We start from the raw sequence: 13,261 nt of genomic DNA on the forward strand, positions 1-13,261 counted from the left end.
GTATGCGTTTTTTATCTCTTAGGGAGATGGCCTTAGGCCTAGCCTTCCTTTCTGCTTGGGGCTGTAAAAGCACGGCTTCCTCCACGGCTTCCAACGGCGGTGTAACGGACCAGAAGATTGTCGGCGAAGTGCCGCCTGCCGCGTCTATTCCTTGTTTTCCAGGGGCTTATTACCGTAAGGTGGTAAGCAGCTTTGACACCTGGACCGGCATCACCGGCGTAGTGGTCTTGGGCCACCCCACCACCGACCCCAACCGCTTGGATGACCGCAGAAACAACCTGCCGCTGGACAACTTCTCCATCTACATGGGCGGCAACGCCGGTGAGCATTATGAGGTAGACGCGGGCATGACCTGGACCTTCTCCGTAGACAAAGCCACCGGCAAGACCAGCGCCCAGCGCATTGCCTGGCGCCCCTTCTGGCGTACCACCGTCTGGAACAACCCCCCCAACGTGGAGCAGTACACCTGGCACCCGGGAGATACCATCCAGATGTCGGTGGTGATGGTGGCGCCTCAGAAACTGCGCATGGTCATTGCCGATGCCGGGAAACACCCCAAGAAACGCTTCGAGGTAGATTTTGCGGCCGAAGGGTTCACTCAAGAGGCCCCGCGCCAGTTCAAGCGCGTGAACGCCATTGACCAGGTGCGCAATGAAGGCAAGCCGGTGCAGCCCACCACCGCGCACGTGAAAGGCTCAGAGTGGCTTTACACCACCCTGCACCGCGGCGACCTGCAGGTGCCTATGCACCCCGGCCGCTTCACGGATATGCGCTGCGACAACGCCCAGCACATTGTGGTCACTACCACGGCCAACGCGAAAGTGGGCGGCGAGAAGATTGACATTGTAGGGAAGAGGTAAAAGGCAAGCTTTAACCTTCTTGTTTTTGGGCCTGTATTGCAAAGAAGGGTCAAAAACAGCCTTTGGCACAGCACCCAAAAAAGCAGAAGGGCAGGTTGAGAATCTCAACCTGCCCTTCTGCTTTCAATGATATACTCCTGCTTTGTACTTACAGCAATGCTTAGTTAGGGTAAAACAGTTACATCTACCTCTTTCACCACACTCTGTTGACCATCAATGGTCACATTTGAGGCCACAAAAGTAGCTTTGTAGGTGCCTGGTTCTTTATAGACATGGTTGTGGAACAGTTTGCTCAGCGTATATTCTTTGATAGGAGTGCCTCTGTCTGGGCTAACTTTATTGGGGTTCAAGGGTTTTGAAATTGCCCATTCCTCAGAAGCTTCCAGAGTTGATCCTGTGGTGAAGTACACTAGGGTAGATGTGAAAACCCACTTACTGGCAGGATTGGTGAATTCAACACTTGTCCATCCGGCTGTAGCTAAAGTGGCAACGTTAGAAGTTGTGCCATTTTGAAAGGTATTGGTCACATCAAATCCATGTACCCTCCAGGTGCGTTGGGTAGGTGTGGTGCCTGTAGGTTTTTGGCCAACATATTTGAAGGCTAAAAAGATAGGTTTTCCACTCGCCAACAGGTCTGTTATGTCTTTTTTGCCAGACGGAACACTAGGACCAACGCCAGCGCCTGTACTCCAGGTAAACCGGTCGGTTAGATCTACCCAACTGGCTTTGGATACTTCTTCAGAAGTATAAATTCCTGAGAAGTCAGTTGAGGCAAATAGCCGCAGGTTGTTATTCTGGGTACCGTAAAGTACCTGCGTCACAAACTCAAGTTCTAATTTTCCGCCAGTCAATTCTGTCCTTTCACGGTTCTTGTATTCATTGCCGTCTTCACCAGAATAAAAAGTGATGATATCTGGGTCTCCAGAAAAGGTAAAGCGGATAGAGTCCCCTGCTTTGGCTTTTTCATTATTGACCTTTACATCAAATTTGGGAGGAGTAACTTCATTATCTATACAAGAACTTAGCGCACTTAATAGAAGCAGGAGATAAAGGTGTTTTATTTTCATCTTTGTAGCTTTCATAAAGAAATGAGATAACACTAACTTAGAAGATTACCAGCCTGGGTTATTCTGGGTGATACTGCTGTTCAAGCTCATTTCCCGTAGCGGAATAGGTAGCAGTAGATTCCTTTCAGAAGTATTGTTGGCAGTTTTAATTGCAGATGCCTTGGTTGTGGCATCTGTATTATCAGCCGCTACCTCAGATGCTAAGCTTCGCATACGTACTAAATAGTCGCCCCAGCGAACAAGATCAAATTTTCTAAGCCCCTCAGAGAAGAGCTCTTTAGAGCGCTCATCTTTAATGGCTAATTTCATATCTGTTTTATCAAGGCCTTTAAGATCATATTCTTCCGGTTTTGAGGCATTGGGGGCTAGTTTTCCGTAAGCTCTGCGCCTTACCAGGTTTATGGCCTCATGGGCCAGGCTGGTGGGGCCATTCACTTCATTTTCTGCCTCGGCAATCATCAATAATACATCTGCATACCGCAGGATGGGAAAATTGATGGAAGTAGTGTTTACTGATTTTGGCAAGGCTGTTTCATACTCCCTTCTCCACTTTGCATTCTTTCTATTGTAGATCTGGGCAGTTGTATAGCGTCTCTTGGCGGTGCCGGAATTGTTTACATACGTATATGGTGCAATATTCCAGTCACGGCGTGTATCTGGGGAGTATAAGATCTTAAACGCGTTGATGGTGCCATTGGCATTTATGCTGTCAACTTGCAAAGCAGGCTGGTAAAGGTCAAAGTGGCTCTTCAATACATTGATACTTGAATAGCTGTACCCTATGGCTTCGTTTGTAGTACCAAGACCGTTGGTGTTGCCAAGGTTCCCTTCTTCATCTACCCGGCCAGAAGAACCTTTGTTGAACTCTACTTCCCATATCCCTTCTCTTAAATCATAGATGTCTCTGGCATGATTAACAAAAACGTTAGCATAGCTGGGGTTTAAGCTGTGGCCGGCCCCGTTGTCTCTCACTTTCAAAGCCCATTTCAAGGCATCTGCATACTTAGAGACATCTTTAAGTGGTGCCCCCGCCATTTTTAAATATACCCGTGCCAAAATGCCCTGTACTACAGATTTTGTTACCCGGCTGTTGTAGGTGTATGCGGTAATGGGGTTAACCATACCTTCTGCCTCTTCCATTTCTTTGGCAATGAAGTCATAGATAACTTTAGAAGGTGTGCGAGGTATATTCACCTCAACCACTGACGCACTGGGTTCTGTCTTGAATGGAACGTCACCCCAGTGGGTTACCAAGAGAAAATAGTAGTAGGCCCGCAAGAACTTTGCCTCGCCACGCACCACCTTCTTTTTCTCGGCGCTCATGTCTGCCTTGTCTAGATTGGCAAGTAGTACATTGGCTCTGTTTATGCCATCATACAGGTTGTCCCATAAACTGGTGACTTTTGTGTCTGAGGCATCAAAGCTGTTGAAAGATAAATCTACCTGCACCCATGAACGGTTATCAAACATTTGGTCTGCTACATCTGCTTCAAACCAAAGGAGTCTGGAGTACAGCCTGCCCAGGGGGTCATATACCCCATTCAGGATAGTATTGATGTCCTGTTCATTTCTGAAGTAATTAACCGGAGATATAAAGTCTTTTGGGGTGGTGTCAAGGAAGTCTTGGCAGGAAAACATGCCTGCCGAGAGAAAGAACAAGGTTCTATAAACAAACTTCTTCATGATTTTCTGGAATAATTTAAAACGTAACGTTTACACCTAAGGTAGTTGTTCTGGCTCTTGGGTAGGCAGAGTAATCAAAGCCAGGAGTAAGCGCTCCAGGTCTTACAGAAACTTCTGGGTCATATCCACTATAGTTAGTCCAGGTAAACAGGTTCTGGGCAGCGGCATAAACTTTCATGTTTTTGATCTTGACGCGGTCAACTATATGCTTAGGAATGGTATAAGATAACTGCACCGTCTTAAACCTTATGAATGATCCATCTTCTACAATGAGGGAAGAATAGCTGGTAATACTACCTATTTGGCCACTGGCTCTTGGTATGTTGGAGGTAGGGTTCTCTGGGGTCCATCTGTTTGCAAAGGAGGCAAATTGGTTCATGCCAAAACGCCTGCCTGACTCCAGATATACTCTGTTGGCATTGATGATGTCATTGCCGTAAGACCATTGAAAGAACACATGTAGATCAAAGCCCTTGTAGGAGAAATTATTGGATAATCCCCCATAATGAACTGGATTAGGGTCACCAATGACAGTCTTGTCAGTGATGCTGATAATGCCATCACCATTTATGTCTTTGTATTTGATATCACCGGGTTTGATACTCTCCCGGGGTGCCCCATTGGTAGGTACAGTCTCTTTCAAGGTATAAATTCCTGATGGGCTAACATCAAAGTCTTCATAGTTATAGACTCCATCCCATATAAGGCCATAGATCTGGGCTACTGGTTCATTGATCTTAGCCACATAAGCCGGAATGTCTGGCCAGGCATAGTCAAAGTTCACCATGGAGAAAATCCTTTCTTCATTTTGGGCAAGGGCAAGTACCTTGCTTCTGTTGAAAGAGATATTGAAGTCTGTGGTCCAGGTAAATTCTTTGCCTCTTATGGGTTCAAGCCCTATGGTAATTTCAAGCCCCTGGTTTCTGGTTTTGCCTACATTTTTCAGCCCTCTGTTATATCCCATAGAAGTAGGGAGGTTGGCAAAGAGAAGCAGGTCATGGGTGGTTTTCTGGTAAAGGTCAGCTGAAACCGAAACGCGGTGGTTGAAGAAGGCAAGATCCAGTCCAAGGTCTGAGGCTTCAGTGCTTTCCCATTTAAGGTCTGAGTTACCCAAGTCACTTACAAAGCTTCCAGTATTAGGGGAGTTATTAAAGTAGTAGGCAGCATTTTGAGGTAAAGTAATTTTAGGTAAGTAGGCAAAGTCACCTATTCTGTTGTTACCGGTAATTCCCCAACTTGCCCTCAGTTTTGCGGTAGAAATGAATTTAAGGTCTTTTACAAACTTTTCATTTTCCAGTCTCCAGGAAACGGCCATTGATGGAAAGTGGCTCCATTTGTTGGTTTGGCTGAACTTAGAAGATCCATCTGCTCTAAAAGAAGCTGTGAAGAAGTATTTAGACTTGTAGTTGTAATTGAAACGGCCCAGAAATGAAGCCAGTGTCCATTCTGATGAGGTTGCAGTGATAGAATTTGGTACTCCTTCATCAAGGCCGCTAAGTTCTAGATTGTCATTAGGCAATTGAATGGCAGAGGCCCCAAAACCAACGCTTTCGCTGCCTTGCATGGTATAGCCACCTACTAGGTTGAGTAAATGATTTTTAGCAACCCGCTTTGTGTACGTAAGCGTATTCTCATTTACCCACGTGTTGGTATTGAAGATGGTGGTCCCGCCATTGACTTTATTATTGAACTGGGCGCTTCTAGTGTTAGGACCATTAAAATAATCTGATTGCCTGGTGCTGCGGGTTACCCCACCGGTTATTTTCAGTTTTAGGTCCTTTAGCACCTTGTACTCTAAGTAGGCATTTCCAATAAGCGTTTCAGTAGTATTATCCCTTATTTCATTCTTGACAGATAAGACAGGGTTAAAAGTATGGTTGTCGCTGAGTTCGGCCTCCGTTTCTGCGTTTTCCAGAAGATCAAGTAAGTTGATGGTAGGGTCCCCGGCTACCGGTCTAAAAGACCAGACGTTATAGAGGAGATTAGACTGGGCAGATCCTGCGTTGGCAGAAGAAGGAGTGCCATAGATATTATGTGTGGAGTAGGAGGCATTCACCCCTGCCTTAAGTTTGTCAGAAATCTCCTGGTCAAGGGTTAACCTGGACTGGAACCGGTTAAACCCAGACTTGATCATAATCCCTTCCTGGTCCATATAGGAGAGCGAGACACTGTATAAGGTTTTTTTGGTACCGCCCCGTAACGCCAGGGAATGGTTCTGGATTGGCGCCGTTTGCATGACCTGGTCTTCCCAGTTCAGCCCAGTCCGGTTTCGGTAATCTTCAAGGGTCAAATCTTCGCCCTTTGCTCCCCGGCCCTGTAAGAAAAGGCTGGTGGTTCGGGAGGGGGACAACTCGTACTGTAGCTTTACAAATTCATAAGGGCTAAGTACCTCCATTCTTTTGCGGCTTTCCTGAATACCGTAGTACCCGTTATAGGTGATGACTGGCTCTCCTATGCGGCCGCGTTTAGTAGTGATCAACACGACCCCGTTTGCTCCCCTGGCACCATATATAGCAGTGGCAGAGGCATCTTTTAAGACGTCAATGGTCTCTATGTCATCAGGGTTGAGGGCATTTGCAAAGGCGTCTTCGCTAGGGAATCCATCTATCACATACAAAGGAGAGTTTTCCTGGGTGAGAGAGTTCGCTCCTCTAATGATAATATTGATAGGCGAGCCGGGCTGCCCTTCAGAGGAGGTGACCTGCACTCCTGCTACTCTGCCGGCCAGGGCTTCATCAAAAGATTTAACGGGTGCCTTATAGAGGTCCTGCATATTGACAGAACCAATTGCGCCGGTTACGTCTGCACGTCTTGCCTCCCCGTACCCAATGTTCACTACCTCTACTTCCTTGATAAGTTGAGCGTCTTCTGCCATCTTGATATTATAGACCGTAGCCTTGGTGATGGGAAGTTCCTGGGTGATGTACCCGATGTAGCTGAATACCAAGGTTCCTTTTGCTTCAGGAACAGACAAGGAAAAGATGCCTTCTTCATTGGTGGTGGTGGCGATAGGGGTTCCTTTTAGCATCACTGTTACCCCGGGCAGCACCTCGCCAGAGGCAGAGGTAACCCTACCGGTCAGTTCTTTGGCCGCCTGGATAGGGCGGGGTGTCTGTGGAGCCATGATGGCTAGGGGATGAGTGCCCACGGAATATGCTTCCGTCGTCGTCGAGCCCCAGGCCTCAGAATATCCTACAGAACAAAGCAATAATGTTAACCTAAAAGAGTGTAGAGTTTTTTTCATAAGCAATGAAAGAAATGTTCTGTCAAATAGAAAAGGTTACAGGGTACAATCACTATTCTAAACCAGGCTTCCTGTAGCGGTTGCGTCTGCAGAAAGCGAAAGAAAAGGTACAACGGGTACTTATATGTAAAAGCGCGAACGCTGGAAGCGGCTTAGCCAATAGCAGGGAAACGAACAGAAACGCCTACTGGCAACAAAATTAGTTTTGACAATCGCAACGGAAGAGCGGAAGCTTGTCAGGGAACTAAGAACCTTTGTAATAATGGTAAATATAAATAACTTAATTATTAAATAAAATTAAAATGTTAAAAATGTTATTAAAATTTAGAGGAAAATTTAAAACCAATCATTTACTTATCAATCTATTGTTAATTCTTAGGGTTGGGAGAAGTGGTTGATTATGAGGAGGTAAAAGCAAAGGCGAAGGAAGAGCTGTACTTCCGCGGGAGGCACTTGAATGGAAGAGAATTCCACGGGATTGCTTGCTTACCGTCTGTTTTTGGAACCCATGCCTTAAAAAACTCCTTCCACTACCCGTAAGAACCCCTACCTTTCCGGCATGAACCCTTTGGCTATCTTTCATTGGAGCGGCGGCAAAGACTCCGCGCTGGCTTTGCTCCGCGTGCAGCAGCAACAGCAGGTAGAGGTGCACGCCTTGTGCACCACCCTTAGCCAAACGTACCAGCGGGTCACCATGCACGGGGTGCGCGAAGACCTCATGCGGGCGCAGGCCCAGGCGCTAGGATTGTCCTGGCACCCGCTCTTCCTGCCAGAAAATGCCAGCTTACCGGTCTATAATGCCTTGATGGCCCAGGCCTGGGAAGAATTCAAAGCCGCTGGGGTAACACAAGGCATCTTTGGGGATATCTATCTGGAAGACCTGCGCCGGTACCGCGAGGAACAGCTGGCCACGGTGCAGGTACAGGCGCATTTCCCGTTGTGGGGCGAAGACCCTTCCCGCCTGCTGGCGGAGTTCTGGAGCGCCGGGTTCAAGGCCAAGGTGGTGTGCGTGAGCGGAAAGCATTTAGAGGCCTCCTTTGCGGGCCGCGAGCTGGACGAAGCCTTTATCAACGACCTGCCCGCTCACGTTGACCCCTGTGGCGAGAACGGCGAGTACCATTCCTTCGTCTATGACGGCCCCAACTTCAGGCGGCCGGTGCCGGTGCGGGTAGGGGAGGTGGTGTTCAAAAGCTACGCCCCGGCCGCGGCCGACAAAGAGGACGATTGCTTTGCGGAGATTCCTGCCCCATATGACACCGGATTCTGGTTCTGTGACCTGCTGCCCGGCTAATCTTCTAAGTGAAGTTGCCGCGGTTTAGGAGGCGTTTTCTATAAAACAGGCCCAAAAGAATCTGTACCTTTCCTACCGTGGGAGGCATAACCACCTTTAACGGCCGTTTTTCTGAAATCACCCTGAAAATGCGTAGCTTCCTCCCCTAATGCTGAGCCTCTATGTTGTATTTCCTGCTTAAGACCATCTTTCAGATTGCGTTGCGCGTGTTCTTCCGGCGGTTCACGGTGAACAACCGGCACCTGCTGTTTTCTGAGGGACCGCTCATCGTGGTGTCTAACCACCCCAACACACTCATGGATCCCTTGGTCACGGCCTCGCTCATGAAGCAGAACATCTATTTCCTGGCCAAGAGCAGTTTCTTCAAGCCCGGCCTCCAAGGCTGGCTTTTCCACCGCCTGTTCATGATTCCCGTGTACCGCCGCGAAGACGTGGGCGACGGCGGCACCGCCCAGAATGATGCCACTTTCTCCAAATGCTACGAGTTCCTGGGCAAAGGCGGTACGCTCATGGTGTTTCCAGAGGGCAACAGTTTCATGCAGCGCCGCATCAGGCCCCTCAAAACCGGTACCGCCCGCATCAGCCTGGGGGCCGAGGCCCAGCATGGGTTTAACCTGGGCTTGCGCATCATTCCGGTGGGGCTGAACTACTCAGACCCCTCCCGGTTCCGCAGCGAGGTGTTCGTGAACGTGGGGGAGCCTATCCTTGTCAAAGACTTTGCGGCGGCGTACGCCGAAGATCCCTTCAAAGCCGCCCACGCCCTCACTGACCACCTCAAGGAGCGCCTGGAGGACCTGGTCATCCACACCGAGTCTGACGAGGTAGACGCCCTGGCCCGCCAGGTGGAGGCCGTCTACCAGGACAAGCTGGTGAAGGAACTGGACCTGGCCCCCTCTGAGCCCGAAGAACGTTTCCTGATCACCAAAGGCATTCTGCAGAGCATCAAGTATTTTGAGGCCCGTGAGCCGGAGCGTATCCATTTTCTGCGGGCCGAACTCCAGGACTACCTGGAGCACCTGGAGCGGGTAGGCCTGGTGCCAGACGCCTTCAAGCGGATTCCCAGGCGCAGCGAAGTAGCCTGGGGTACGGTACAGACCATTTTATACCTGGTGCTGGGGTTTCCGGTGTACCTCTTCGGGGTTATCCATAATTACCTGCCGTACCTGCTGCCGGCCAAGGTGGCCCGCAGCCTCACCAAAGACATTGAATTCTACGCCCCCATCATGATGACCATTGGCATGTTCACCTTCCCTATCTTTTATGCGCTTGTTGGGTGGGCGGTGCACGCCTGGTTTGGGTTGAGCGGCTGGGCTTTGGTAGGATACCTAGTGGCTTTGCCTGTAACTGGGTTCTTCGTGCTGCACTACTGGCACCGCGTGCAGGTGGCGCGCCGCAACTGGATTTTCTTCTCTCTTTTCTCCAAGCGTTCTACCGTGCTGCACAACCTGCTGGAGCAACGCACGCGCCTGATGGCTACCCTGGAGCAGGCCCGCGCCGAGTTTCTGGCCGCTTCCCCAGAAAACAGCCCCGAAACGAAGCAGGTGTAGTGTGATCCCCTTGTGAGAAAACGGAAGAGGAAGGTTCCCCTCCCGTCATGTTCTGAATCAGGTAGCGCCCCGGCACCGCCTTGCCCTGTTTGCCTGCGCAAATAATTTTCTTTGAATCCTGGCCGGCGGGTGAAGGAACAATCCGTCTGGAGGACCTGTGTCGTACATAGGAACAAGGGCAGGATGTTCTGCTTTCAGCTTGATTTCAAAGAAATGCGTCCAATCCCCAGAATACTGATTTTCGTTACCAGCCTCTTCTTCCTGTCTGCCTGTAGTTCCCTAGACACCGAGGAAGAAGTTACTCCTTCCCCCACCATTCCTCCTTCGCCCGGCACCTCAGGTTCATACCTCGCCTTGGGAGATTCTTACACGATTGGGCAAGGGGTTGCCGCCACAGAGCGGTGGCCGGTGCATTTGGCTAATTATTTGTCTGGTGAGGGAGTGAAGGTGGGAGAGCCCCGCATCATTGCCCAAACCGGCTGGACCACCGCTGATCTTCTCCAGCGCGTAAAGTCTGAGAAGTTTGACAGGGGCTATGAGCTGGTGTCGCTTATGATTGGGGTGAACAACCAGTACCAGGGCCGTAGTCTGGAAGAGTTCAGGACGCAGTTCCGGGAGTTGCTCTCGTTAAGCACCGCCATCGCGCTGAAAGACCCGACCAATGTGTTCGTGCTGACTATCCCAGACTGGGGCGGTACGCCGTTTGGTTCAAGCAGGGACCAGGCATATGTCAGTTCGCAGATCAAGAAGTTCAACGAGGTCATCAAAGCTGAAGCGGCCGCCGCCGGTATCACGGTCATTGACGTGTACGAAGTGTCCTTGTTGGTGAAGGAAACCCCTTCGTACCTGGCCCCGGATGGGTTGCACTATAGCGGCTTCATGCACCAGCGCTGGGCGCAGATGGCACTTCCCGAAGCGAAGAAAAAGCTGCCCTACTAAATTTTTATATAGCGCTCTTTTTTGGAACGGTATATGTATAGGGGATTTTACCGCCGCGGCGGCCTATCTTTAACTCTCACAGTATCCCGTATGGAAATGAAATTGAACGCACTTAGTGGCTTGTTGGTAGCGGGTATTTTGGCTCTGGCCGGGGCTCCTTCGCTAGCGCAGAACAAACCCCAAACTCCGCAGAAAGGCTCTGTCCTGGCCATGGCCACCCCCGGCAAAGAAGCCCCGGTCCGCCGCGAGACCTTGTCTGGCATTGACCTTTTCCCGCAAGACCCCAAAGCCGATGTTTTCCTGCTTTCTTTTCAGCAAGACATGACCGAGAACGGGGTTCTGGAACTGACCAACTACGCCGGGAAAGTCCTGTACACCAAACCTGTGCCAGCCGGTGACCATACCCTGGCTCCTCCTATGAACATAGGCAAACTGAGAACCGGAACCTATCTGGTAGAGGTGAAAACCCCTACCACCGTGTACTGGAAGAAAATGCGCGTTCGGCTGAAGTAATCAACAATCCCTCAATATAGCAGCAAGGCCTGCGGTGAACGTGTCACCGCAGGCCTTGCTGCTATAAAAGAATCGAGAAGCCTACCAGGAGAACGTGAGTTTGATTAATTCTGAGGCCCCGTTGTCATTGTCAGACACGGCCACGGCCTGCAGGTGGTGGCGGTCTTCTTCAATGATACAGATAGATTCCACCTTGCTTTTGTAGGGCGTGCCGTTGGCCTCGGTGATAGGCACCACCACCTGGGGTTTGGCCAGGTGCCCGGCCTCGTCTGCCGTATGGGCTTTGAGCCAGCCTACCAGGCTGCCGTAGATCTCCCCGTCCAGCACGGCATTGGGGGTTTCCTCGGCTGAGGCCGTGAACAGGAGCCGCCCGCCCAGGGCCTGGGCCAGGCCAGAGAAGCCGGTTTTGATCTGCTCCATTTCGGGCAGGGCCCAGGTCTGCACTGAGTTGGGTTTGGGCGCCGGCCCTTTCCCCGAAAGATAAGGCTCTATCGCGGACAGGGTATAGGTGATGAGCACGTTGTTGCCGCCCGGGGCGAAGCGCTGCAGCAGGTACAGGTATTCTTCATCGGCCGCCAGGCCCTCAATGTTGAGGGTGGCCTCGCCAATGATGGACTTGTCGTGGCGCAATTGGTCATAGAGCGGTTGCAGCGGGATCAGCACAGGTTTGCCCGCGCCTTGCCTGGAAAGGGGTACCAGATACCCGTTGTGGCGGGCGGTGGTAGAGCCGGATCCTATGATGAAGACGTAGGGTTGGCCGTCCAGGGTAAGCGAGGTGATGGCTTCCAAATCCGGTTTCACCGTTTTGGGGATTCTTCCTTCCACCAGGGAATCCGCTTCCAGCAGCGGCACTTTCTGCACTACCTTGAATTCTGCGTTGAGGCAAAACAGGTACGGCGAGTCATCCCCGATCACGTAATAATGGTCTCCCACCCACTCTATGCCCGAGGCCGAAGGGATGTCTGGCAACGGCACCTTTTGGCTGATGACGGCCTTGGGCTGGGTTGCAGCGGAATCTGAGGAGTGGCAGCCGGCGGAAAAAGCGGTAACGGACATGAAGAGGCAATAGCGGATTAGGCGAACGAACGTTTTCATTTTTACTCTCTTTTCCCAGTCTTCGCCACAACGGCTGACTTTCAAGACCTGGAGGCTTTCACAGGTGTACGAGGAGGGTCTGTTTTTGATCGGTTTTCTGCAAGGAAAGCTGAAACGGCCTTATACCAAGGCCAGTTCTTCCAGCACCTGCCGGGCCCGCAGGCAGCTGGCTTCCTTGTCTTTGATCTCCAGCATGATGTCTACATCCAGCCCGTTCAGGTGGGTGAGGAACTCCCGGAACAGGTCCGTTTCAAGGCTGGTGGTGTGCTTGCCCTTGCGCTCGCCGTGCGCCTGGGAACTGTAATCCATCATGAGCACGCCGTCCTGCTCTGGGTGCCAGGTACCCGCCGCCAGGTGCAGGGCCTCCTGCATGGGCTCGCCGTGGTTCAGGCACTCGTGGTGGAAATTGTCGAAGAGGATGGGGATGCCGGTCTCGCCGTGCAGTTCCAGGCAGTCGCGCAGGCTGTAGAGGCGGTCGTCGTTCTCCACCACCAGGCGGGCCTTCACTTCCTGGGGCAGCATGGTGTGGTAGGTGTGGATGAACCGTTTGAGGGCGGCCGGTTTGTCGCCGTACACGCCACCGGCGTGGATCTGCAGCTTGGCCGTGGAGTCCAGGCCCATCAAATCCATGACACTGCCCTGGTAGACCAGCTCCGCGATGCTGTTGCGCACGATGCGCTCATCCGGGGAGTTCAACACCACAAACTGGTCTGGGTGCATGGAGATGCGCATGCCGTGCTTCTTGATGAAATCGCCCAGGCGTTTGAACGTCAGCTGGAAATGCTGCTGCCAGTTGTAGGTGTTGATTTCATGGCTGGCAAAGGGCACCAACCCCGAGCTCATTCGGAAGAACAGGAACCCGTGCTCCAGGTTGTATTCCAGAATGCGGCGCAGGCAGGCCAGGTTCTTCTCCACGTTTTCAAGGAGGCGGGCCTCTGAGTAAGAAGCCAACCGGAAAGTGGTAGAGGAACTGCAGTCCAACGATTCATTCACGCAAGGGTATCCTATTTTCATGGTTCAGA

Annotated in this window: 10 protein-coding genes; 5 read left to right on the top strand and 5 right to left on the bottom strand. The window is 51.2% G+C overall.

The genetic code is table 11. The features are described from left to right. Positions 1–26: 26 nt before the first annotated feature. Positions 27–860, top strand: a complete 834-nt coding sequence (locus FOE74_RS05105; RefSeq protein WP_192576593.1) for a hypothetical protein — start codon at positions 27–29, stop codon at positions 858–860. A 164-nt stretch (positions 861–1,024) separates the two neighbouring features. Here FOE74_RS05105 and FOE74_RS05110 read toward each other — a convergent pair whose 3' ends face one another. The 3 genes from FOE74_RS05110 to FOE74_RS05120 are packed head-to-tail and all read right to left on the bottom strand — an operon-like array spanning position 1,025 to position 6,734. After that, the gene (locus tag FOE74_RS05110; protein ID WP_188686424.1) at positions 1,025–1,927 is read right to left on the bottom strand and encodes a DUF5017 domain-containing protein; all 903 of its coding nucleotides are present in this window, start codon (positions 1,925–1,927) and stop codon (positions 1,025–1,027) included. Between the two features lie 45 nt (positions 1,928–1,972). After that, positions 1,973–3,610 (bottom strand): RagB/SusD family nutrient uptake outer membrane protein, encoded by a 1,638-nt coding sequence (locus FOE74_RS05115; protein ID WP_149097529.1) that lies wholly within the window; start codon positions 3,608–3,610, stop codon positions 1,973–1,975. 16 nt (positions 3,611–3,626) lie between these two features. Continuing rightward, positions 3,627–6,734 carry a SusC/RagA family TonB-linked outer membrane protein gene (locus tag FOE74_RS05120; protein ID WP_149097530.1) on the bottom strand — a complete coding sequence of 1,036 codons (3,108 nt, stop codon included), beginning with the start codon at positions 6,732–6,734 and terminating at the stop codon, positions 3,627–3,629. 679 nt (positions 6,735–7,413) lie between these two features. Between FOE74_RS05120 and FOE74_RS05125 the strand changes: the two genes are divergently transcribed. The 4 genes from FOE74_RS05125 to FOE74_RS05140 all read left to right on the top strand — a co-directional run bounded on the left by FOE74_RS05125 (position 7,414) and on the right by FOE74_RS05140 (position 11,144). Beyond that, the gene (locus tag FOE74_RS05125) at positions 7,414–8,145 is read left to right on the top strand and encodes a Dph6-related ATP pyrophosphatase (RefSeq protein ID WP_149097531.1); all 732 of its coding nucleotides are present in this window, start codon (positions 7,414–7,416) and stop codon (positions 8,143–8,145) included. Between the two features lie 161 nt (positions 8,146–8,306). After that, a complete protein-coding gene (locus FOE74_RS05130; protein ID WP_149097532.1) occupies positions 8,307–9,692 on the top strand; it encodes a lysophospholipid acyltransferase family protein in 1,386 nt (461 codons plus the stop codon). Between the two features lie 213 nt (positions 9,693–9,905). Continuing rightward, positions 9,906–10,631: an SGNH/GDSL hydrolase family protein gene (locus FOE74_RS05135; protein ID WP_149097533.1), complete on the top strand. Its 726-nt coding sequence runs from the start codon at positions 9,906–9,908 to the stop codon at positions 10,629–10,631. Positions 10,632–10,727: 96 nt separating this feature from the next. Continuing rightward, complete coding sequence (locus tag FOE74_RS05140; protein WP_192576594.1) at positions 10,728–11,144, top strand: T9SS type A sorting domain-containing protein; 417 nt, start codon at positions 10,728–10,730, stop codon at positions 11,142–11,144. An 81-nt stretch (positions 11,145–11,225) separates the two neighbouring features. On the opposite strand, the gene FOE74_RS05145 is transcribed toward FOE74_RS05140, so the two are convergent. Then, positions 11,226–12,239, bottom strand: a complete 1,014-nt coding sequence (locus FOE74_RS05145) for a DUF6929 family protein (RefSeq protein ID WP_149097535.1) — start codon at positions 12,237–12,239, stop codon at positions 11,226–11,228. A 120-nt stretch (positions 12,240–12,359) separates the two neighbouring features. Beyond that, positions 12,360–13,253, bottom strand: a complete 894-nt coding sequence (gene uvsE, locus FOE74_RS05150) for a UV DNA damage repair endonuclease UvsE (protein ID WP_149097536.1) — start codon at positions 13,251–13,253, stop codon at positions 12,360–12,362. Positions 13,254–13,261: the final 8 nt, after the last annotated feature.

It is taken from the genome of Rufibacter glacialis, from assembly GCF_008271745.1.
GTDB lineage: Bacteria > Bacteroidota > Bacteroidia > Cytophagales > Hymenobacteraceae > Nibribacter > Nibribacter glacialis.

Bases quoted from the DNA above. Each gene is read 5' to 3' on its own strand.
- FOE74_RS05120 (WP_149097530.1), bottom strand. From the start codon at position 6,734: ATGGCTCCACAGACACCCCGCCCTATCCAGGCGGCCAAAGAACTGACC.
- uvsE (WP_149097536.1), bottom strand. From the start codon at position 13,253: ATGAAAATAGGATACCCTTGCGTGAATGAATCGTTGGACTGCAGTTCC.
- FOE74_RS05130 (WP_149097532.1), top strand. From the start codon at position 8,307: ATGTTGTATTTCCTGCTTAAGACCATCTTTCAGATTGCGTTGCGCGTG.
- FOE74_RS05135 (WP_149097533.1), top strand. From the start codon at position 9,906: ATGCGTCCAATCCCCAGAATACTGATTTTCGTTACCAGCCTCTTCTTC.
- FOE74_RS05105 (WP_192576593.1), top strand. From the start codon at position 27: ATGGCCTTAGGCCTAGCCTTCCTTTCTGCTTGGGGCTGTAAAAGCACG.
- FOE74_RS05140 (WP_192576594.1), top strand. From the start codon at position 10,728: ATGAAATTGAACGCACTTAGTGGCTTGTTGGTAGCGGGTATTTTGGCT.
- FOE74_RS05110 (WP_188686424.1), bottom strand. From the start codon at position 1,927: ATGAAAATAAAACACCTTTATCTCCTGCTTCTATTAAGTGCGCTAAGT.
- FOE74_RS05145 (WP_149097535.1), bottom strand. From the start codon at position 12,239: ATGAAAACGTTCGTTCGCCTAATCCGCTATTGCCTCTTCATGTCCGTT.
- FOE74_RS05125 (WP_149097531.1), top strand. From the start codon at position 7,414: ATGAACCCTTTGGCTATCTTTCATTGGAGCGGCGGCAAAGACTCCGCG.
- FOE74_RS05115 (WP_149097529.1), bottom strand. From the start codon at position 3,610: ATGAAGAAGTTTGTTTATAGAACCTTGTTCTTTCTCTCGGCAGGCATG.